Source organism: Microlunatus parietis, assembly GCF_013407955.1.
GTDB lineage: Bacteria > Actinomycetota > Actinomycetes > Propionibacteriales > Propionibacteriaceae > Microlunatus > Microlunatus parietis.
The window spans coordinates 2,088,237-2,110,195 of the sequence record NZ_JACCBU010000001.1; the positions used below are offsets into that span (position 1 = coordinate 2,088,237).

Below are 21,959 nucleotides of genomic sequence, written 5' to 3' on the forward strand. Positions count from 1 at the left end.
CTCTAGCCGTCGGCACCGACACTCTGCTCCTGCTCGAGCCGCAGCGCGTTCCAGAGCGGCAGCGCGATCACCCAGGACGGGTTCCAGGTGTTGCTGGCACCGCGCTGCTGCCAGTCGGTGACGAAGAACGCCTCGCCCTGTTCCCCCACCACGTCGAAGCCCCAGTCACCCGGCCGTTCACAGATGCCCTGCCGAAGTGCCGTGTCGATCCCCTCGGCCCAGCTCCGGAAGTGATCATGGCCGGTGAGCCGGCCAAGCCGCCACAGCTCGTAGGTCGGGAAGAACACGTCCAGGTGGTGATTCTGCACGCTCACCCCGGGCCAGCCCAGCGCCGTGAACCCACGCGTTTCGAGCACGGAGCCGGCGTCGTACCGGGGCGACCAGTGATAGACCCAGGTGAGCAGCCACTCCGCGACCTCCTCGGCCCGGCCCAGGTAGCCCGGGTCGCCGGTCAGGTCGAACAGTTCCAGCCAGAACCGGAGCAGATAGAGGCCGGCCTCCTTGTCCTCGCAGGCGGCGTCCAGGGTCGAGTGCGAGTACGGCCGCTCGAAGGCTTGCCCGGGCAAGGCCTGGTACGCCTCGCCGAGCTCACGAGCAAGCTCCAGGAACTCGGCTCGGCCGCTCAGCCGCTGGGCCGCGGCCACCGCGTAGGCCGCCGGAATCCCCGCCGCGCAAGGCTCCGCGGGCACCGGCGCTCCGTCCGTTGTCCAGCCCAGCGGCACCAGACCGCCGACCAGGTGTCCGGCCACGAACTCGGCCCCGGTGATCACCGCGTCCCGCCACGACGCGGGAACGTCCAGACCATGATCGTCGAAGAGCCGTACGGTGTCGGCGATGTCACCCAAGCTCTCGCCGTACGCGCGCGCGAAGATCAACTCGGTGCCGTGGCGCCGGGCCCCGATCCAGCTCCGATCGTCGTGGACGTAGCCGGTGTAGCGGAGTCCGGGTGCCGCGGCCGCGGAATGCCCGACGTAGAAGTCGATCACGCGGCGGGCCCGGTCGATCCGGTCCGGGCGGCCGTCGCGGAGTCCGAGGGCGGCGTCGCACCAGGCGAGCCGGAGGCACTGTCCGGTCCAGCCGTAGCTGAAGTCGTGGGCCGGCCGCGGTTTGCCGCCGGGTCGTTCCTTCCGCGGCTCGCCCCAGGCCGGGAACTTCAGGTAGCCCGCGACCGGGCCGTCGGAGAAGCTGCGGGCATCCAGCGCAGCAGCCTTCAGTTCGATCATGGCCGGCCGGCCCTCCGGATCGGCTGCGGGCGCCGGACCGAGCGAGCGGCCGGCCCGGGCCAGCGCCACGAAGCCGCGACCGGGGCGGGGCAGGTCGCCCCATTCCAGGAGCAGGTTCCTGGTGATCATCCCGCCCGGTGCGAGCGTGAAGTAGCCGCGCGGATTCGGCGCGGTCGTCGCCTTGTGGACGTAGTCCAGATCCGGTACGCCGTCGAACATGATCGCCCCGGACAAGGCGATGATCGCCGCCGGCTCCGTACCCGCTACCGCTCCCAGCGTGCCGTAGCCGACCCGTCCGCCGGCATCGCGGTCCGCTTCCGGCCGGTCGATGATCATCAGATAGCTGCCGTCGGACGGCTCGACGCAGACCGCCGGGATCGGCAGCCGGTCCACGCCGGTGACGTAGCCGCCGCGGCTCACATGGGGCACCGTGCGGTCCGCGTCCGCCGACGGATTGTCGTGCTGGATCACCTGCGGAATGGTGACTCTGGACTCCGGTGGTCCGGCCGTCCACTGCAGCCCGACCACGAGATCGGTCACCGGAGCGGCATCGTCGTTGGTCCACCGCAGGTCCATGGCCAGCCGGTCGCCGGACCGCCGAAGCACGACCTCGACCGCGAGCCGGTCCAGCCGCCCGGTGATCACGACCCGCGCGCCCTCGTCCCGGACCTGGGCCGCCGCCAGCCCCGGACGGTTCCTGCGCCACGGCCGGCCGGTCGACATGATCAACAAGTCGCCGACCACGCCGTCCCAGACCGGGCGGCTCCCACTCAGCAGACGAAGGCCGATCCCGGGACGATCCCGATCGACATCGATCAGGCCGTTCAGCATCGCGTCGCCCGGATCGCATAGTAGAGCCGCGGTTCCAGTTGCACCGTGAACGAACCGGAGTCGGTCCGCAGCACCTCCTCGACGGTCATCGACCAGGTGTCGATCACCTCGACTCGGTACGGTCCGTCGGGCAGGTCGAACGACCGGCTCCGGAACCGGTGCGCCCCCAGGTACTGCAGATACACCTCGTCCGGCACCCCGAGCGTCGACGCGTCCGGACGGAGCCGCAGATAGCTCGCCGACCCCGGCAGCGCGGCCAGGATCTCGTGCAGGAAGCTCAACCGGGGCAGGGCTTCACCGCGCGGCCCACCGCCGTCGACCCATCGTTCCGCGTGGGTCGGGAACCCGCCGCGCACCGCGGTCTCCCAGGCGTACAGCACCACAGCCTCGGCGGTCCGACTCCCGTCAAGGTCCGGAGCGTCGCCCTCCACCAGACCGTCCAGCACGGCGGGCTTCGCGAAGTCGTCGGTCAGCGTCGAGCTCGACCGGGCATGATCAGTGCGCACGCTCGCGTAGCTGATCCGCGGGTCGCCGAAGTCGAAGCCGAGTCCGGCGTGCACGGTGCAAGGCCGGTGTCCGTGATCATGCTCGGCGAGCAGGTCCAGCGCCTCCCGCCAGAGCGCCGGTTCGACCCCGGCCCGGTCGGCATCGACGGCCAGACACCACGCGACGGTACGGAAGCCGGCAAACCGCGACACGACTCGCCGCAGGTGTTCCCGCCAGCCGTCCCGGTTCAGCGCCCGACCGTCGCCGAACAACACCAGCTCCGCCCGGCGGCCGATCTCGGCCAGCGCAGTCACGGCCCACTCGACCCGGTCCAGTTCGGCATCGTCCGGCCAGTCGACCCGTTCCGGATCGAGCACCGACAGCCGTACCGCCGTGATCGGCGACTCGCGCAGCAAACCGAGCGTGTGCCCGGCGTCCGGCCGCCGGTGCCAATCCAGCAGGTTGGTCGGCAACGGCAGGTGTGGCGTGCCGTCGGCGTGGGCGAACCGGGTGCCGAGGACGCCGACCGGTCCATGATCACCGGCGGGTTCCGGCTCGCAGTCCAGCGTTCCCTCGCCGATCGGGGGCCCGGCAGAGTCCATGATCGTGTACGTCCAGCGCCCGACCACGCCCGGTGCGAAGCGGGCCAGCAGCCGGTCCCCGCTGCGGAACGGCTCGGCCACCGCCCGTACCCGATCATGAACGAACTGCACCGCCACGGCCGCGGTCCCGGTCAGTTCCAACTCGGCCGGCTCCCAGCGACGTACCCTCATCGGCTGATCCTCACTGCGAGATCGGTCCGCCCGAGCGGGATCCGGCATCGTCCACGGAACACTCCGGGCAGCGGCTCGACGGTCATCGCCCAGGTGTCGATGATCTCGACTCGATGATCATGATCATCGAGTTCCACGTCGTAGTAGGCCGGCCGGCGGTCGCCGAAGTAGTCCAGCCGATAGCCCCGGTCCCGGGCCGCGATCCAGTCCGCTGGTCCTTGGTCGATGATCGAACGCAGGAAGGCGATCCGCTCCGGGCTCTCCCCGATCAGCGTGCCGCCGCTGGAGATCCAGCGGTGCTCGGTGTCCACGTAGCATTCGCCGTGGCCGACGAAACCGCCCCGGGTCATTCCCTCCCAGAATCGCCGGGTGATCTCCCGCCCGGTCAGGTTGCCCCAGCGCCGGTCGATGTCGCCCTCGTAGCCGAGTTCGTCCAGCACCACCGGCTTCGGGTGCCGCATCCGCCACTCGGCGGTGAGCCCGGCGTCCCAGTGCTGGATGCTCTGGTGCGTCGTCCAGGGCTTGCCGAAGTCGTAGATCGAAGCGTGTTCGAACATCGCGGTGCCGTTGTGGATCGACGCCAGCCGCCGGTAGGGGTCGATCCGCTGCAGGTACTGCAACAGCCGATCCCAGTCGATCATGGTCTTGGCCTTGTTGAAGTCGAACTCGTTGGACATCGACCACCACACGTTGCGGAAGGCGGCCAGCCGGGCGACGACGTAGCGGACCAGGAACCGGTCCTGCTCCGGGGTCAGATTGTCGACGCCCCAATGCCCCTTGTCGTAGGGATGGAAGATGATCACGTCCGCCTCGATGCCGAGCTCGAGCAGGTCGGCGATCCGGCCCTCGAAGTGACGGAAGAACTCCGGGTCGAACCGGGTCGGGTCCAGTTGCCCTGGAGTGTCGCCGGCGAAGGCGATCCGCGGCGGTGTCATCGCGGCCGTCGGCAGCAGGCACATCCTGACCTTGTTGAAGGGCGATGCGGCCAGGGACTCCAGCGTCCGCCGTTCATGATCTTCGTCACCGGTGTGGGTCCAGTGGTAACAGGTGGTGCCGTACGACTCGTGCCGCGTCCCGTCGGCGTACTCGAACCGCCAGCCGCCGACCGCCCGGACCGGACCGTGGTTGCCCTGCCCCGGCGGGCCGACCAGGAACTCTCCGGCCCGTCCGTCCAGGGCCGGCGCGTTGCTCGAGGTCCGATACCACCAGGTCCCCTCCCGGTCCGGCGAGAACCTGATCTTGTAGGCACCGTCGCCGTCGTAGAACCCGTCCACCGCGACGATCCGGTTCCGGTACTGGAACTCGGCCGTCAGCTCGACCTCGACATACGGGTTACCGTCGGCGGGACCGGACAGGGTCAGCTCGAAGATCCCCCACCGCTCAACGGTCATCCGCACACCCAGTCCGCGTCGAAGCTGACGTGCTTGATCGCCTTACGCAGGTACGAATACGCGGCGTGCACCCGGCCGTCGGAGGTCTGCAGCAGTGTCGGGTAGGAGTAGCCCATCGGGGCGTCCCGGTACTCCAGATCGGCCAGCTGCAGGTTGCGCCGGAACGGCCAGGTGGCGCCGTCGTCCTCGGACAGGGCGAGCGCGAGCGGAGTCCGTACCGCCTTCTTGCGCGGGTTCTCCGGGTCGCCGACCCAGCGGAACTGATCACGCTCCAGGGAGGCGTCGTTGAAGATCAACAGCAGCCGCCCGTCGGCCAGCCGGACCTGGTGCACGGCCGAGTTGTTGTTGGCCAGTTCGGTCCGCTCCGGCACCGACCAGGTGACCCCGCGGTCGGTCGACACCGAGGCATAGATGCGGTCCGCGGCTCGGGACCGGAACAGGGCCGACAGGGTGCCGTCGGCGCGTTGCACCACGCTCGGCTGGACCCGGCCCAGGCTCTCCGGCATCTCGTGCTCGGCCCAGGTCTCACCGCCGTCCGAGCTGATCGCGATCACGCTGTACTCGCCGGCCGGCGTGCACAGGTAGGACGGCAGCAGCCACGTACCGTCGTCGAAGATCAGCGGCGGGTTGCGCAGGAAGTAGCCCGGCCCGGGGAACAGGATCCGCGGCTCGGACCAGGTCGCACCATGATCATCGGAGGTCCGGGCCAGCACGTGGGCCGACTTCTGATCATGCGGCTCGTTCGAGGTGTGCAGCAGCCAGATCGTCCCGCCGGGTGCGGTGAACAACACCGGGTTCTGCTCGGACCGGTCCGGGTCGGCGGCGACCAGGTCCGGCTCAGTCCACGCCTCGGCGCCCTGCGGCAGCCGGGACACCACGATGTTGGTGCCCGGCTCCCCCTCGCCCGGACCGTTGAACCAGGCGCAGACCAGGTCGCCGTTCGCGGCTTCGGCGAGGGTCGCGGCATGGCTGTCGCCGGAATGCAGCACCGGCAGCAGCGCCTCGGTCAGGGCCGGGTCGGCACCGGGTCGCAGACGTCCGTCGAAACGTGGATCCCGTTCCATCCTTGGCCTTTCAGTTGTCGGTCGGGTCGATGCCGCGGAGCTCCAGCTCCTCGGCGAAGTGGCAGGCGGCACGGCGGCCGGGCCGGACCTCGCGAAGCGCGGGGACCTCGGTCCGGCAACGATCTTGAGCGTAGAAGCAGCGCGGATGGAACGGACAGCCGGTCGGCACCTTGGACGGATCCGCGACCTCACCGCGCAACACGATCCGGCCCCGGCCGTCCGTCTTCGCCCTGGCTGCGGCATCAGGATCCGGATCGGGAACGGCGGACAGCAGCGCCTCCGTGTACGGGTGTTGCGGGTTCCCGTAGATCTCGGCGGTCGGGCCGGACTCGACGACCTTGCCGACATACATGACGACGACCTCGTCGGCCATGTATTCCACGGTGCCGAGATCGTGCGAGATGAACAGGTAGGTGAGGTTACTGTCGTCCTGCAGATCCCTGAGCAGGTTGAGGATCTGGGCCCGTACGGACACGTCGAGGGCGCTCACCGCCTCGTCCGCGACCACCAGCCGCGGATCCAGCGCCAGCGCCCGGGCGATGCCGACCCGCTGCCGTTCCCCGCCGGAAAAGGCGTTCGGGTAGCGGTGCCGGTATTCGGCACGCAGGCCGACCCGCTGCAGCAGGGCCGCCACCCGGTCGTCGATCTCGCTCGCCGGCAGGACGTGATTCACCCGCAGCGCCTCGCCGACGATCTGGTTCAGCGTGAACCGTGGGTTCAAGGCCGAGAAGGGATCCTGGAACACCATCCGGATCTCCCGCCGGTACGGCTTCAACTCCCGCTCCTTCATGGCCGCGAGGTCGACCACCCGGCCGTCCGCCGTGCGGTAGTTGATCATGCCGGCGGTCGGCGTGTTGGCGCGCAGGATGCATCGGCCGAGCGTGCTCTTGCCGCAGCCCGACTCGCCCACCAGGCCGACCGTCCGTCCCGCCGCGATGGTCAGATCGACACCGTCGACCGCCCTGACGTGGCCGACCGTACGGCCCAGCATTCCCTTGCGGATCGGGAAATGCATGGTGAGGTCCCGGGTCTCCAGCAGGACCTGGTCGGCCCGGGTGTCGGGGTCATCGATGACCGTCATCGGAGTCCTCCTGATAGAGCACGCAGCGGACCTGGTGGCCGTCGTCGGTGGTGATCACCGGCGGCGGCGCGGTGTCGCAGCGACCCGGGATGAACGAGTCGCAGCGATCATGGAACGGGCAGCCGGACGGCCGATGGTACGGATGCGGCACGATCCCCCGGACCGGCGCCAGCCGCACGTTGCGGTCCCGGCCCAGCTTCGGCACCGACCGCAGCAACGCCTGGGTGTAGGGATGCCGCGGCTCGGCGAACAGTCGGCGCAGCTCACCCTGCTCGACCACCCGGCCCAGATACATGACGGCCACCCGGTCGGCCAATTGGGCCGCCACCCCGAGATCGTGGGTGATCAGCATGATCGACATCTCGAACTCGTCCTGCAGCGAGGTGAGCAGTTCCAGGATCTGCGCCTGCGTGGTGACGTCGAGCGCCGTGGTCGGCTCGTCGGCGATCAGCAACTCCGGACCGCAGGACAGCGCCATCGCGATCATGGCCCGCTGCCGCATCCCGCCGCTGAGCTGGAACGGGTAGGCGTCGATCCGCTGCTCCGGCGACGGGATGCCGACCCGGCCGAGCAGATCGATCGCCCGCTGCCGGGCCTGGTCCTTGGTCAGGTTCTCGTGCAGCGTGATCGCCTCGATGATCTGGTTGCCGATCGTGTGCATCATCGACAACGACGTCATCGGTTCCTGGAAGACCATGGCGATCCGCTTGCCCCGGACGCCGCGGACCAGCTCCGGTTCGGCCGTGGCCAGATCGATCATGCCGGGCGGCGCATCGGGCAGCACCTTCGCCCGGCGCGCCTCTTCTCGGCGAGCCCGGAACCCGAGTCGTCGCTCGCCCGGCTCGCGCGGCGGCGGCGCCGGCACCCAGACCTGGCCGGCCATGATCTTGCCCGGCCGGTCCACCAGGCCCAGCACGGAGCGAGCCATCACGCTCTTGCCGCACCCGGACTCGCCCACCACGGCAAGCGTCTCGCCGCGGCCGATCTCCAGGTCGACCTCCTCGACGGCGTTGACCACGCCGTCCTCCAGTTGGAACTGCGTCCGCAGGCCGCGCAGCCGGAGCACCGGCTGCGCCGCGTTCGGCGGCTCACTTGTACGGGTCGGCAGCATCGCGTAATCCATCTCCGACGAAGTTCATGGACAGGACGGTGACGAAGATCGCCGCCCCGGGCAGCATCAGCCAGGGCGCGGTCTCGATCGCCCTGATGTTCTGCGCATCCTGCAACAGCACACCCCAACTGACCGCCGGGGACTGCAGGCCGAGCCCGAGGAAGCTGAGCGCCGTCTCGCCCAAGATCATCGCCGGGACGCTCATGGTCAGCGACGCGATCATGTGGCTGCTGAACGACGGCAGCATGTGCCGGAAGATGATCCGTGGCTGGCTGCAGCCGTCCAGCCGGGCGGCGGTGATGAAGTCCTCCTCGCGCAGCGACAGGAACCGTCCCCGCACCACCCGGGCCATCCCGGTCCAGCCGATCACCGACAAGATCACGCTGATCGCGAAGTAGCGGGTCAGCGGCCCCCAGCTCGACGGCACCGCCGCCGACAGGGACAACCACAACGGTAGTGTCGGGATCGCCATCAGGAACTCGATCACCCGCTGGATCAGGGTGTCCGGCTTGCCGCCGTAGTAGCCCGAGATCCCGCCGAGCAGCAGGCCGAGGACGAAGCTCACCGCCACGCCGACCAGGCCGATCGACAACGAGATCCGCGAGCCGTAGACGATCCGGCTGAGCATGTCCCGGCCGGCCCGGTCGGCGCCCCAGAGGTAGAACGGCTGCCCCGGCTCGGTCGGACCGATCAGGTGCACGTCGGCCGGGATCAGTCCCCAGAACCGGTACTCGGCGCCGCGGACGAACAGCCCGACCGGGATCCGATTGCTCTCGTCGACGGTGAACGTGCGTTCGTACGTCTCCGCGTTCTGCTGCATCTGGTAGCCGTACACGTAGAGCCCGACACCATGATCGGGATGGTAGACGTGCAACTGCTGCGGCGGCGCGTAGGCGTACTGCTCGTTCTGGGCATCGGTCGTGGTCGGCGAGAGGAACTCGGCCAGGGCCACGATGAGATAGATGATGATCACCGCGAACGCGCCGATCCGGGCCAGGTGGTGCCGGCGGAACTTCCGCCAGATCAGCCGCCATTGCGAGGCCGTACCGCCCCGGATGGTGATCTGGTCGGGTTGCCGGCCCTCCGGCGGCTGCTCGGCCCGCGCGGCCACCTCGATCGTGTTCTCCGCCATCTCAGCCTCCCTCGTAGCGGTGCCGGATCCGCGGATCCCACCAGGCCAGGGCGATGTCGCTGAGCAACGTCCCGATCACCGTCAATGCACTCAAGATCAACACGAAACTTCCCACCAGATACATGTCCTGGCTCTCCACGGCACCGAACAGCAACGGACCCGTGGTCGGCAGGCTGAGCACGATCGAGATGATCGTCTCGCCACTGATCAAGCCGGGCAGCAGCCAGCCGACCGTGCTGAAGAACGGGCTCAGCGACATCCGGACCGGATACTTGAGCAGCAGCTTCCACTCCGGCATCCCCTTGGCCCGGGCGGTCACCACGTACGGCTTGTACAGCTCGTCCAGCAGGTTGGCTCGGGTGATCCGGATCAGGCTCGCCGTACCCGATATGCCGATGATCAACACCGGCAGCCAGAGGTGGGAGGCAAGATCGAGTAGCTTGCCGAGGTTCCAGACCGCGTCGGCGTACTCGGGCGAGAAGAGGCCGCCGACACTGGAACCGAAATAACGGACTCCGATGTACATGAGGACCAGGGCCAGCATGAACTCCGGTACCGCCATCCCGACGAAGCCGAAGATCGTTCCGGCGTAGTCGCCCGGCGAGTACTGCTTCACCGCCGAGTAGATGCCGATCGGGAACGCGATCGCCCAGACCATCAGCATCGTGCTCATCGACAGGAAGAACGACAGCGCGACCCGGTCCCAGATCAGCGTCGACACCGGCCGGTTCCAGGCGAACGACTCACCGAAATCACCGTGGAAGATGATGTTGCCGATCCAGTTGAAGTACTGGACCAGGAACGGGTCGTTGAGCCGGTAGCGCTCGCGCAGTGCCGCGACCCGCTCCAGGCTCAACTCCTCGCCGCGGGACTCGGCGGCCGCCTGCAGGGTCGACACGTAATCGCCCGGCGGCAGGTTGATGATCCAGAAGGTGGCGAACGAGATCGCCGCCAGGGTGATGATCATCAACCCGACTCGCCGCAGGATGTAGCGCAGCATCGAGACAGCTCCCGGTCAGGCCGTGAAGTAGAAGTGCTCGGGATTGCTCGGACCGGGGGCCATGTAGCCGACCGATCCAGGAAAGAAGTCGGGCACGTTCTTCATCGAGTTCTTCACGATGCCGTAGAGTTCCGGCGGCGTGCTGATCCCGATGTAGACGAACAACTCCTTCGCGATCGTGATGATCTCCTTGCCCAGCTTGGTCGCCTGGTCCGCCTCGTAGGTGACTCGCATCTGGTCGAACAGCTCCAGCTGCCGCTTCACCGGCGCCGGCGGCTCCTCGCCCTCTGCGCCCTCGGAGCGATACCACAGCGCCCAGGTGTGGCCGTACCGCGACGAGCCGCGCGGATTGCTCGGCAGGAAATAGTGATTCGATCCCTGGGTGGCGCGAATCTCGAAGCCGCCGCCGGTCCAGGTCGATGCCTCGGCCTGATTAGCTTCGACTCGTTCCCAGTACAGGGTTTCCGAGACCCGCTGCGCCTGGAGTTCGACACCGACCGCTTGCCAGTCCGCCTTGATCAACTCCAGTGCATCGACGTGGTCCGGCATTTCGGAGCTGACCACGACCGGGACGACGATCCGCTGGCCGTCCGCCAGTCGGTAGTTGTCGGAATCCCGCTTCTCGTAGCCGGCCTGATCGAGCGCCTCGTTCGCCTTGTCGGTCGAGTATTCGAGGAACTGCGTGCCGAACTCCTCGTCGTAGACCGGGTCGCCCTCCAGAGGTGCGCCCTGCCACGGCTTACCCTGCCCGGCGTAGACGGAATCGATGATGCGCTGCCGATTGATCGCGTACGACAGTCCGACGCGGAAGTCCTTGTTGGCATAAATGGCCCGCTTCCTGTCGTCGGAAAGCGTCTGGTTGAACCCGATCACCAGCGTATTGGTGCCGGTGGCGCCGATCGTGAACATCCGATAGTCGCCCTTCTCCTGATTCCGGGCCACGACCGGCTTGTTCCGCACCGTGCTGAAGTTGCGCATCTGCAGGTCGAGTTCGCCGTTGGCGATCTTCAGCAGTTCGACCTCGACGTCCAGCAACACCTCGCACTGGATCTTGTCGATGTAGGGCAGCTGGCTGCCCTCGGGATCGGTCTTCCAGTAGTACGGATTCCGCTCCGCGACCACCGCTGTCCCCTCGCCCAGCGGTGTGACCAACCGCCACGCGTTGAGGGTCGGGGCGTCGGCGTTCATCCACGGCGTGGACTTGTTCTCGAACAGCTGGATCCAGTCGTTGAGGTTGGCCTTCTTGACCAGGTCGTCCACATTCTTGTTGTACCGGGGATGAAACTCCTGGAAATAGTGCTTGGGCATGACCATGGTCCGCATGCTCGCGAGCTCGTTCAGGAAGCCGGGCTTGGGGGCCGTGAACGTGTATCTGACCTTCTGCTCGTCGACGACGGTGAACTCGCCCGGCCGAGCGGTGTCCGGGCTCAGCCACAGGTCGTAGAAGCCGCCCGGATGCATGTCCGCGTAGACATTGACGTCCTCGAACGCGAACCGGAAATCCTCCGCGGTGCAGGGTTCCCCGTCGGACCAGCGCAGACCCTTGCGCAGCGTGAACTCGAAGACCTTGCCGCCCTCGAGTTCCTCGAAGGCCTCGCAGATGTTCGGGATGATCTCGTCCGTTCCGGCGGAGTTCGTCCATTCCCGGGTCCAGCGGACCAGCGGCTCGTACCCGACGATCGTGCCGAGCCAGCTTGCGTCCTCCTGCGTGATCATCGCCGAATGCCAGGTGCCGCCGTACCGTCCGACACTCTCGATCGGCTCGACGACCAGCGGCTGCTCCGGCATCCGTTCCTTGACCGGCGGCAGTTTCCCGGCCTCGACCTGCGCGGCCAAGCTGGGCGCCTCCGGTCCCTTGGGCCCGCTGGGGTTCGGCGCGCCGTCACCGTCGCGTTGCACCGGGGCGGTCTCCAACAGACTGCAGCCGGTCAGGGCGGCGCCGGCGATCAAACCGGAGCCGGAGCCGAGCAGGCCGCGCCGGGAGAGAGTGATCCGGCGATACGGCAGCACCGGCCGGTCCGTGATCTTGGACTGAGACATCGTTGTGCTCCTCCTAGGTGGGTGGTCGGCGGCCGTCAGCGGCGACGGACGCCAGAGTGCTCGCCGACGGCGGCGGCCTCCAGTTGCTCGATCAGGGGCAAAGCGGTCCGGTCCAGCTGCCGACGCTCGTCATCGGTCAGCGGGGACAGCGGTGCCGCGGACCGGTCGGTGGCGATCCAGCCGCGGCGTTCCAACAGGTGCTTGTAGAGAGCCGCGGTCGCCGAGATCGTCGTAGCCCGCGGCAGCCGGAGCGCCCGCAGCAGCTCGTCGGAACCGTCCTGAAGATCACGGACGGCCGTCCAGTCATCGCGTCCGAAGGCCTCGAACTGTGCCACCAGGTGCCGCGGCACCAGGTTCGCCAACGAGCTCATCGTGCCTTGCGCACCGACGAAGTAGCCCAGGTCGGGCACCGCGGAACCACCGGTGAAGCAGTCGAAGGCGATGCCGGCACGACGGGCGGCGCCGAGCAGCTGGCGGAACCAGACCAGGTCCGAACTGCTGTCCTTGGCGCCGTCGAACACACCTTCCGCGGCCAGCTCGACGATCCCGTCGATGCCGAGCCCCGGCCCGGCGAGCCGGGGCAGGTTGTACGCGAACACGGGCCGGCCGGCCAGCCGGGCGACAGCGCGGAAATGATCTTTCAGCTCGGCCTGGGTGAAGTCCGCACCGTACGGCGGCAGCACCGAAAGCCTTGCGGCACCGGCATCCAGCGCGGCCCGAGCATGATCGAGAACGAGTTCGGTACCGGTGTCCCCGACGTGCGCGATCACCGGCACCGCCCCGCCGACGATCTTGACGCATTCCCGGACGACCCGGGCGCGTCCCTCGACACCGAGCGCATAGAACTCGCCCGTGGTGCCGTTGACCCAGAGTCCGGCGACACCCCCGTCGAGCAGTTCGCCGACCAGTCGCTCCAGGGACGCCGAGTCCAGCGTCCCGTCGGCGGTCAGGGGCAGCACGATCGGCGGGAAGACCCCCCGCGGACGTTCGCCGGTGGGTATCGATTCATCAATGAATGCCGGTGGCATACCACTATGATGAGAGTCGCTCGATTGTGGTGTCAAGGGATATCCGGCCGCGAAGTTGAAGCGCTTTCCGGACAACGTGCGGCGCGAGTCGCCGAGTGTCGGCAGGGATCGGCGATCCGGCATACCATGAGCAAGCTGAGTACTGTGAATGGGCACGGGAAGGATCTTCGATGGCTCGAACTGCAGCACCGGTCGACTCCGAAAGCCTGGAGAGCCGGGCCCACCAGGCGCTGGTCACCTGGCTCACCGAGGAGCACCCGGCGCCCGGGCAACCGGTGCCGATCCGCGAGTTCGCCCGCAACCTCGGCATGAGCCGGACACCGGTCCGCAGCGCCGTCGGCCGGCTGTACGAGCGCGGGCTGCTCTCGTACGACCCGGTCGCGGGGTTCACCGTCGCGGTCCCCTCGCTCAGTTCCCTGTACGAGTTGTTCGAGCTCCGGGTCATGATCGAATCGCACAGCATCCGCCGCTTCTGCGAGCGCCAACCCGAGGGACCACTGCCCGAACTCGAGGAATCGGTGGCCGAGGCGGCGAAGCTGGCCGAGCACGCGATCGACGACCAGGCCGCCTACATCGCGTTCCGGGAGAACGACAGCCGGTTCCATCGCTCGATCGTCGCGCTCGCCGAACTGCCGCGGCTGGTGTCGCTCTACGACGACCTGCACCTGAGCATCCACGTCACCCGGGCCGGGATGGAGGCGCCGCTGACCCACAAGCGGCTGGACACCGCGGTGGACGAGCACCGCGGGATCGTGGCGGCCCTGGTCGCCGGCGACACCGATCTGGCCCGGGAACGGCTCGAGTCGCACATCCTCCGGGTCCGCGACCAGACCATCGTCTTCCTCACCCAGCCGCGCATGAACTCCGGACGGCGGTGATCACGCCGTGTCGACAGCCAAGGCCGATTCCATGATCAACACCGGCGCCGTGACCGGACCGGTCGCCCTCACCGCCGACGCTGCCGCCGCCCACCGGCCGATCCCGCCGGTGATCATCACCGGCGGGCTCTGGCAGCAGTGGCAGCGGGTGAACCGGGACGCGAGCATCCCGCTCGGCCTCCGCAAGCTCGACGAGGCCGGCAACTTCGACGATCTCCGGCTGGCCGCCGGTGATCAACTGGACGCGGAATACCACGGCCCGGTCTACATGGACTCCGACGTCTACAAGATGCTCGAGTCGGTCGGCTTCGAACTCGGCAACGGCGACGATCCGACGCTGCGGTCGTTCGTCGCCGACGCTGTCGCCCTGATCGACCGGGCCCAGCAGGACGACGGCTACCTGAATTCGTACTACCAGGTGGTGGCGCCCGGCCAGCGCTACGCCAAGCTGGAGAACAGTCACGAGCTCTACACGGCCGGTCACCTGATCCAGGCCGCGGTGGCGCTGGCCCGGGCCGGCGATGATCAACTGCTGCCGGTCGCCCGGCGGCTCGCCGATCACCTGGTCCAGGTGTTCCTGACCGAGCGGAAGCCCCGCCTGGACGGGCATCCCGAGGCCGAGACGGCCCTGGTCGAACTGTTCCGACTGACCGGGACGGCCGCCTATCTCGACCTGGCCCGGCGGCTGGTCGAGGACCGCGGCCGGGGCCTGGTCGGCCACAGTCCGGTCGGCTCGGCGTACTTCCAGGACGCCCTTCCGGTGCGCGAGATGCCGATCCTGACCGGCCACGCGGTGCGGGCCATGTATCTCGAGGCGGGCATCGTCGACGTCGCGCTCGAGACCGGCGACCGGTCCCTGCTGGAGTGCTCCATCGCGCGCTGGGAGGACGCGGTCGCCACCAAGACCGCGATCACCGGCGGGCACGGCGCCCGACAGCTCAAGGAGGCCTTCGGCGAGGGGTACGAACTCCCGTCTGACCAGGCCTACAACGAAACTTGCGCGGCGGTGGCGAGCATCCACTGGAGCTGGCGGCTGCTGCTGGCCACCGGCGAGGCGCGGTTCGCGGACCTGATCGAGCGCACCCTCTACAACGTCTTCGCCGCCTCGGTGTCGCTGGACGGGCTGGAGTTCTTCAAGGGCAATCCGCTGCAGCGGCGTCATGATCATGAACAGGTGATCGGCGATCCCCGGTATCGCGGTGGCTGGTTCTGGTCGGCCTGCTGCCCGCCCAACGTGACCCGCCTGATGGCCTCCCTCGGCCACTACGTCGCAACCGTCGACGCCGAGACCGTGTATCTCCAGCAGTACGCGGATTCCGAGCTGGCCGCCGACCTGGCCGGCGGTGCGCTGGGCCTGACGATCCGGACCGACCTGCCCTGGCAGGGCGACGTCATGATCACGATCGGGCGGGCGCCGGAGGCCGAATGCGGGATCGGCCTGCGGCTGCCGCCGTGGAGCGAACGGACCGAGCTTGCGGTGAACGGCGACCCGGTCCTGGTCGAGCCCGACGCGCAGGGTTATCTGAGGCTGCGCCGCCGATGGCAGGCCGGCGACACGATACGACTCGGCCTGGACCTGACGCCGCGGATGATCACCCCGCACCCCAAGATCGACGCCGTCCGCGGCTCCGTCGCCTTCGAGCGCGGCCCGCTGGTCTACTGCTTCGAGCAGGCCGACCAGGAAGCCGGGGTGGACGTGGAACGGCTCAGGTCGGCCGCCGAACCGGTGATCACGACCCGGCCGGTCGATGATCATCCCGGGATCGGCCGCACCGTCCTGCTCGACGTCACCGCGGCCGAGTTCGACGAGCCGCCGAGCGGGCTGCCGTACTTCGCAACGCGGCCGGAACTCGCGGATCGCCCGGTCACGGCGACGGCGATCCCCTACTTCCAGTGGTCGAACCGGGACCGGTTGCCCATGCGGGTCTGGCTGCCGATCCGCTGACCGCCTCCGCGGCGAGGATCGCGGCCCCGAACAGGCCCGAGTCGGGTCCGAGTTCGGCCGGCAGCCACCGGCAGGCGGAGCGTGACGGCAGTCGGCTCCGTGCTTCGGTGATCACTCGCCCGGTCAGTTCGGTCACCGAACCGAGCCCGCCGCCGAAGATCACCGCCGCCGGGTCCACCAGCCGCACGGCGGCGGCCAGCACCGAGCCCAGGGCTCGGGCCGCGGAGCCGAGCACCGCGTCCGCCACCGGGTCACCGGTCTCGGCCCGGGACAGCACGCCACGGGCTCCGTCCGCGGGGCTGGCTCCGGCGCTCGCGTAGCGGTGGGCGATGGCGGCCCCGGAGGCGAAGGCCTCCAGGCTGACCGGCGACCCGTCGGCGATCCCGGCCGGGATCGGGAACTCACCCAGTGCAATCGCCTCGCCGTGGGCGCCGGCCCAGGCTCGGCCTTCGATCACCAGAGTTGACGACAGCCCCGTACCCCATGAGACGTAAAGAAAGCTGCCGATGCCACGGCCGGCGCCGAGGCGAGCCTCGGCCATCGCCCCGAGCCGCACGTCCGAGTCGATCGTGATCATGGTCTCAGGCTCGAATTCGGTGGCCAGCACGTGATCGGGCGCGGCCGACGGCCCGATCACCTCACGGCTGGTCAGCCGGCCGGCCGCCACGTACTCCGGGAAGCCGGCTCCGACCGAGCGCACCCGCTGATCAGCGGCGGCTGCCCGGGCGGCCAGCTCGCGGGCCACGGCGGCGGTCGCGACCAGGCCCGGATCGGCGGCACCCGGTGATCCGGGGGTTGCCGCGCCGACCCGCTCCAGCACCCGCCAGGTTCCCGGTTCGAACAAGGCCCCGATGATCTTGGTGCCACCGACGTCCAGGCCGACCACGATCCCCCGGCGGCCGTCGGTCACGCGGTCCAACCGTCGGGCACGCGCCCCGATCCGCGGAGATACCGGGCCCGGTTCGACGAGCGGACCAGGATCCGCTCCTGGCTGCCCGACGGCAGGAAGACGGCGTCGCCGGGCCGCAGACAGGCCGGCGCGTAGCCTGCGCCCGGCGTGAAGACGTCGACCCACAGTTCGCCCTCGGTGCAGACGATCACCGTCTCGTCGGCCACAGCATCGAAGTCCTCGGCGTGCCCGGGCATCACCAAACCGTGCTTCACGGTGAGGAACTCCGTGTCGACCAGGGTGCCGACCGTGTGCGAGGCGTGGTGATCACGAAAGCCCCACAGAGCGGTGCCGTCGCCGGTCGGCGTCAGCCGGGACTCGGCCACCGCCTCCGCCCGCGCCGAGGGCCACCGGCCGTCCCAGCGATGATCTTGGTACGAGGTCGTCGCCAGCGGTGGCTGGCGGCGGGCGTATTCCGAGCCGGCACCGCGGGCCGGCGGCGGCGAGAAGAACTCGATCACCCGCACCGTCTCGGCCTCGGGATTGAACCCGTTGTGCCAGGTGCCGCGCGGGATCAGTAGGCCGGTGCCGGCTGTGGCCCGCTGCAGTTCACCGGTCGACGGGTCGACCAGGAGTAGCGTCCCGTCCAGGACGAAGTAGAGGACATCGCCGCCGAAGATCGTCTGGTTCAGCTCGCTGTGCCGGAACTCGCCGCGGGGCGGGAGTTCGTACTCCAGAACGTGCAACTGCCCGGTCGAGACGTACACCCGGTCGGTGACGAACCCGGCCTCCACGTCGCCCCAGACATGATGCGCCGTGTCCTCGCGCCGGATGATCTTCGGCGTGTCGAACTCGGGGCGAGGGGTGGCTCGGCGCTTCTCGAACAGCGCACCCATGGCGTTCTGCATGCCGTCAGCCTAACAGACCAGTTCTATACCAGCTAGGCCTGAATTCGACGGTCACACCGGTGGCGGGAACTGGCGGTAGAGATCCGACTCGAAGCGGTACGCGTCGCCCCGGTAGAGCAGCTCCGAGGTCATCACGATCTCCTCGTTCTGGTCCCGGCTGACGTCGCGGTAGTGCAGCACCGGGGCCCCGACCGCGATCCGCAGCAGCTCGGCGTCGGCCGCGTTCGCCGCTTCGGCCTGGAGTTCACAGGACGCGTGCACGATGACGATCCCACATTCGCGTTCCAGCGTCTCGTACAAGGAACTGTCGGCAAGATCGACTCCGACGAGTTGCGGCGTCCGCTGCTCGATCAACAGCGACCGGTCGATGCAGATCGGATTGCCGTTCATGCCACGGAGGCGGCGCAGTTCGATGATCGACGCGGCCGGCGGAATGCCAAGCCTGCTGGCTTCCTCGACCGTCGCGCCGCGTACTTCGTGCCGCAGCACGGTCGCCGTCGGGGTGAAGCCCTTCCGTCGGACGATGTCGGAGAAACTCTGCAAGGAACTCGATCGGTCGCCGATCAGGCCGTGCCGGGTGACGAACCAGCCGCGCTGCGGCTGCCGGTCCAAGATGCCCTCCTCCTCCAGCTGCTCCAGGGCCAGCCGCAGGGTGGACCGGCTGACCCTGGTGGCCGACGCGAGTTCGCGCTCCCCGGGCAGCCGTGTTCCCGGCGCATAGACGCCGCGTTGCACGAGTTGACGGACCTGTTCGCGGGCACGGTAGACCGCCCGCGAGGTCGGCGTGTCGACGTCCATGGCTGGGATGTTACTGGTCCGCACCGTCCTTGGCCGTCCGGCGCACCCGTCCACCGGGCCGTTCCAGATCTAGTCCAGTCTGGTCTGGAACTGGTAAGATCTTGGATGAACGGGTGGATCGCCTTCGCCGAAGGAGTCGAGATGAGTCGCAGCCCCCTGGCCGGGTCCGGCCACACCCCCGGCCGGATGCCGCCGATCAGCCGCCGCCGGGCTCTCGGCCTGGCCGGAGCACTGGGCGCGGCCGGCCTCGGAGCGCCGTGGCTGGCCGGTTGCTCCGGCGGTGGCGCCGGCGGGGATGCCGGGCCGGCCGAGTTGACGTTCTGGCTTCCCGGTGGCGAGGACGGCTACCTCGAGCTGCACCAGAAGCTGGCCCAGGACTACGGCGGCGCCCATCCCGGCACCACTGTCGAGGTCACCCGGCTGACCGGCAACCAGAACTTCAACGAGGTCCTGCTGGCCCGGATCGCCGGCGGCAACCCGCCGAGCGCGACGATCATCTGGGATCCGCCGGTGTCCTTCGGTGCGAGAGGTGCGCTGATCGCCTTGGACGACCTGATGGCGTCGTCGCAGAACTCGGCGGCCGACCAGTGGCCCGAGTCGGTGCTGGCGAGTTGCCGCTTCGAGGACAAGACGTACGGACTGCCGTTCACCGCCGGTTCGTACGGGGTCTTCTACAACCAGGAATGGTTCGAGGAGAAGGGCATCCCGTCCGACCGGGCCAGCTTCCCGAGCACCCTGATCGAGCTTCGCGAGCTGTCGGCAGAGTTCACCCGCTGGAAGGGCGACGTCCTCGAGCGGGCCGGTTTCATGATCCCGTTCGACGCCGTCCGGCTGCCGATCTGGAGCGGTCTGAACGGCGGCCGGATCTACGACGCGGCCAATCGCCGCTACGAGATCGACTCGGAGCAGAACATCGAGTTGTTCGAGTTCTTCCTGTCCTGGTTGGACGAGGAGTACCAGGGCGACATCAACAAGGTGAACGAGTCCTGGACCTCGCTCGGCGACGCGCCGCCGATCTTCCAGCAGCAACGACTCGCGATGATCGACGACGGAACCTGGATGATGGGCTCGTTCTACAGCGTCGAGGCCGAGTTCGAGCGCTGGGAGGTGGCGCCGTTCCCGGTCGGGCCGAGCGGGTCGACGCCGGTCTCCGGCTACTGGCCCAACTGGCTCGCCATCCCTCAGGCCTCCAACGACTCCGATGCGGCGTTCGGCTACCTCGACTACCTGGCCGTGACCGGGGCGCAGGCGCAGTTCGAGATCTTTCCCGACCTGCCGACGAACGCCAAGATCGACCCGGCCATCGTGCCGAAGGCGCTGGTCGAGCGACGCGGCGAGAAGTTCGCCAAGGACGCGGTGGCCTTCTTCCGTCAGCAACTCGAGGTGGCGGTGCCGATGTGGGAGTCGCCGGTGCACACGTACGCCTCGGACCAGTTGGCCCGGGCCATCGAGCGGATCTCCACCAAGACCGGCACCCCGGCTCAGGAACTCGCCGACGCCCAGCGCAACTGCCAGGCCGAGCTGGACAAGGTGGGGTGATCGTGGGCCCGACTGCCCGCCCAGCGGAGCGCCGGGGAGCGATGCGACGCCGGGAGGCCCGGGCTGGGCTGCTCTTCACCGCCCCGTGGATTCTCAGCCTCGTGATCTTCACCGCGTACCCGGTGCTCGCCTCGATGTACTTCTCCTTCACCGAATACAACGTGATCCAGCCGCCGGAATGGGTCGGCCTGGAGAACTACGAGACCATGATCAACGATCCGGCGGTCTGGGTGGCGGTCCGCAACAGCGCCTACTACTCCCTCATCTCGGTCCCGGTCGGACTGGTCGCCTCACTCGGACTGGCGCTGCTGCTCAACCTCGGGGCGAAGGGCATCGGCATCTACCGGACGATCTTCTACCTGCCGACGCTGGCGCCGCCGGTGGTCGGTGTGATCGTCTTCATGCTGATGTTCAGCCCGGCCAACGGGCTGGTGAACGAGGTGCTCCGCGGGCTCGGTCTGCCGACGCCCGGGTGGCTCAGCGATCCGGCGTGGTCGAAGCCGACGCTGATCATCATGGGGCTCTGGGGTCTCGGCGCGTCGGCGCTGATCTTCCTGGCCGGGCTGAAGGACATTCCGCAGTCGCTGATCGAGGCAGCGCATCTGGACGGTGCCGGCATGCTGGCCCGGTTCCGTCACGTGACCCTGCCGCTGCTCAGCCCGGTGATCTTGTTCAACCTGGTGATGGGAGTGATCGGCTCGTTCCAGGTCTTCACGTCGGCCTTCATCGCGGGCGGCACCGAAGGCGGGCCGCTCGACTCGACGCTGATGTTCGTGGTGTTGATCTACCGCAGCGCCTTCCGGTATTTCGACATGGGTTATGCCTCGGCGCTCTCGGTGGTGCTGTTCCTTGCGCTCGCCGCACTGACCGCGCTGATCTTCGTGGCATCGCGACGCTGGATCTTCTATGCGGGGGTAGATCGATGAGTTCCGACGTACGAGTCCGCGAGCCCGACGCCCGGCTTCCGGTCACGGCTGGCCGTCCGATCGTCCATGGCCGGCGGCATGGCCGGCGCGCCGTGGTCGGCCTCGGCCGGCACCTGGTGCTGATCGCCATGTCGCTGCTGCTGTTCCTGCCGTTCTACTGGATGGTCATCTCCGCCCTGAAGACGAACACCCAGATCCTGAGTCCGGACCTGCAGTGGTTCCCCGACCCGATCACCTGGGGCAACCTGCCCGCGGTGCTCAGCCACCCCGGGTTCCCGTTCCTCCAGATGCTCGCCAACAGCGTGTTCTACTCGGGCGCGGTGACGATCGGGACCGTGCTGTCCTCGGCCCTCGTCGGGTACGGCTTCGCCAGGATGCGCTTCCCCGGTAGGAATCTGCTGTTCGCCGTGACGATGGCGACGATGATGATCCCGAGCTTGATCATCTTCATCCCGACCTATGTCCTGTTCAGGACGCTCGGCATGATCGGCACCTGGGCCCCGTTGATCGCGCCGCAGTTCCTCGGCAGCGCGTTCTTCATCTTCCTGATGCGGCAGTTCTTCCTGACCGTGCCCGGCGAACTCTCCGACGCGGCCCGGGTGGACGGGGCCGGCGAGTTCCGGATCTTCTGGCAGATCATGCTGCCACTGGTGAAGCCGGCGCTCGCCGTGGTGGCGGTGTTCACCTGGCTCGGCACCTGGAACGACTTCTTCGGACCGCTGGTATACCTGTCGGATCCGGACCTGTATCCCTTGAGCATGGGCCTGTTCGCCTTCCAGTCGCAGCGCAGCACCGAGTGGGGCTTGCTGATGGCCGCCTCGGTGCTGGTCACGCTGCCGCTGATCGTCCTGTTCGCCTTCACTCAGCGCTACTTCCTGCGCGGGATCTCGCTCAGCGGTATCCAGGGCTGACCCGT

The 21,959-nt window shown here is 68.4% G+C and carries 18 protein-coding genes; 5 read left to right on the forward strand and 13 right to left on the reverse strand.

Going from position 1 to position 21,959, the window contains the following annotated elements; genetic code table 11:
• Positions 1–2 precede the first annotated feature (2 nt).
• The 10 genes from BKA15_RS09915 to BKA15_RS09960 are packed head-to-tail and all read right to left on the reverse strand — an operon-like array spanning position 3 to position 13,283.
• Entirely contained in the window at positions 3–2,054 is a 2,052-nt protein-coding gene (locus BKA15_RS09915; RefSeq protein WP_179750320.1) for a hypothetical protein, read from the reverse strand.
• A complete protein-coding gene (locus BKA15_RS09920; RefSeq protein ID WP_179750322.1) occupies positions 2,048–3,313 on the reverse strand; it encodes a DUF5605 domain-containing protein in 1,266 nt (421 codons plus the stop codon). Before BKA15_RS09920 ends, BKA15_RS09915 begins: the two co-directional genes overlap by 7 nt.
• The gene (locus tag BKA15_RS09925) at positions 3,310–4,704 is read right to left on the reverse strand and encodes a DUF5060 domain-containing protein (RefSeq protein WP_179750324.1); all 1,395 of its coding nucleotides are present in this window, start codon (positions 4,702–4,704) and stop codon (positions 3,310–3,312) included. Before BKA15_RS09925 ends, BKA15_RS09920 begins: the two co-directional genes overlap by 4 nt.
• The gene (locus tag BKA15_RS09930; protein WP_179750326.1) at positions 4,701–5,768 is read right to left on the reverse strand and encodes a sialidase family protein; all 1,068 of its coding nucleotides are present in this window, start codon (positions 5,766–5,768) and stop codon (positions 4,701–4,703) included. The genes BKA15_RS09925 and BKA15_RS09930 overlap by 4 nt, the downstream gene beginning before the upstream one ends.
• A gap of 10 nt (positions 5,769–5,778) precedes the next feature.
• Positions 5,779–6,849 (reverse strand): ABC transporter ATP-binding protein, encoded by a 1,071-nt coding sequence (locus BKA15_RS09935; RefSeq protein WP_179750328.1) that lies wholly within the window; start codon positions 6,847–6,849, stop codon positions 5,779–5,781.
• A complete protein-coding gene (locus BKA15_RS09940; RefSeq protein ID WP_246322306.1) occupies positions 6,833–7,960 on the reverse strand; it encodes an ABC transporter ATP-binding protein in 1,128 nt (375 codons plus the stop codon). Before BKA15_RS09940 ends, BKA15_RS09935 begins: the two co-directional genes overlap by 17 nt.
• Positions 7,938–9,092: an ABC transporter permease gene (locus BKA15_RS09945; RefSeq protein WP_179750332.1), complete on the reverse strand. Its 1,155-nt coding sequence runs from the start codon at positions 9,090–9,092 to the stop codon at positions 7,938–7,940. Before BKA15_RS09945 ends, BKA15_RS09940 begins: the two co-directional genes overlap by 23 nt.
• A gap of 1 nt (position 9,093) precedes the next feature.
• A complete protein-coding gene (locus tag BKA15_RS09950; RefSeq protein ID WP_179750334.1) occupies positions 9,094–10,092 on the reverse strand; it encodes an ABC transporter permease in 999 nt (332 codons plus the stop codon).
• 15 nt (positions 10,093–10,107) lie between these two features.
• Entirely contained in the window at positions 10,108–12,132 is a 2,025-nt protein-coding gene (locus tag BKA15_RS09955) for an ABC transporter substrate-binding protein (protein WP_179750336.1), read from the reverse strand.
• Positions 12,133–12,167: 35 nt separating this feature from the next.
• Positions 12,168–13,283, reverse strand: coding sequence for a dihydrodipicolinate synthase family protein (locus tag BKA15_RS09960; RefSeq protein ID WP_312878916.1), 1,116 nt, complete (start codon positions 13,281–13,283; stop codon positions 12,168–12,170).
• 47 nt (positions 13,284–13,330) lie between these two features.
• On the opposite strand from BKA15_RS09960, the gene BKA15_RS09965 reads away from it, so the two are divergent.
• Both BKA15_RS09965 and BKA15_RS09970 read left to right on the forward strand, forming a co-directional pair.
• Positions 13,331–14,038: a GntR family transcriptional regulator gene (locus BKA15_RS09965; RefSeq protein ID WP_179750340.1), complete on the forward strand. Its 708-nt coding sequence runs from the start codon at positions 13,331–13,333 to the stop codon at positions 14,036–14,038.
• A 7-nt stretch (positions 14,039–14,045) separates the two neighbouring features.
• Positions 14,046–15,983, forward strand: a complete 1,938-nt coding sequence (locus BKA15_RS09970) for a glycoside hydrolase family 127 protein (RefSeq protein WP_312878917.1) — start codon at positions 14,046–14,048, stop codon at positions 15,981–15,983.
• Here the strand turns inward: BKA15_RS09970 and BKA15_RS09975 are convergent.
• Genes BKA15_RS09975 through BKA15_RS09985 form a run of 3 tightly spaced genes read right to left on the reverse strand, consistent with a single transcriptional unit; the run spans position 15,904 to position 18,578 of the window.
• On the reverse strand, positions 15,904–16,893 hold the full coding sequence (locus tag BKA15_RS09975; RefSeq protein ID WP_179750341.1) for an ROK family protein: 990 nt from the start codon (positions 16,891–16,893) through the stop codon (positions 15,904–15,906). The two genes, BKA15_RS09970 and BKA15_RS09975, sit on opposite strands and share 80 nt — an antisense overlap.
• Positions 16,890–17,780 (reverse strand): cupin domain-containing protein, encoded by an 891-nt coding sequence (locus BKA15_RS09980; protein WP_179750343.1) that lies wholly within the window; start codon positions 17,778–17,780, stop codon positions 16,890–16,892. Before BKA15_RS09980 ends, BKA15_RS09975 begins: the two co-directional genes overlap by 4 nt.
• Before the next feature lie 51 nt (positions 17,781–17,831).
• A complete protein-coding gene (locus BKA15_RS09985; protein ID WP_179750345.1) occupies positions 17,832–18,578 on the reverse strand; it encodes a GntR family transcriptional regulator in 747 nt (248 codons plus the stop codon).
• 141 nt (positions 18,579–18,719) lie between these two features.
• Here BKA15_RS09985 and BKA15_RS09990 point away from each other — a divergent pair, with 141 nt between their 5' ends.
• The 3 genes from BKA15_RS09990 to BKA15_RS10000 are packed head-to-tail and all read left to right on the forward strand — an operon-like array spanning position 18,720 to position 21,954.
• Complete coding sequence (locus BKA15_RS09990; RefSeq protein WP_179750347.1) at positions 18,720–20,117, forward strand: ABC transporter substrate-binding protein; 1,398 nt, start codon at positions 18,720–18,722, stop codon at positions 20,115–20,117.
• Between the two features lie 2 nt (positions 20,118–20,119).
• Positions 20,120–21,043: a carbohydrate ABC transporter permease gene (locus BKA15_RS09995; protein WP_218871178.1), complete on the forward strand. Its 924-nt coding sequence runs from the start codon at positions 20,120–20,122 to the stop codon at positions 21,041–21,043.
• On the forward strand, positions 21,040–21,954 hold the full coding sequence (locus BKA15_RS10000) for a carbohydrate ABC transporter permease (RefSeq protein ID WP_179750349.1): 915 nt from the start codon (positions 21,040–21,042) through the stop codon (positions 21,952–21,954). Before BKA15_RS09995 ends, BKA15_RS10000 begins: the two co-directional genes overlap by 4 nt.
• The last annotated feature ends 5 nt before the right edge of the window (positions 21,955–21,959 follow it).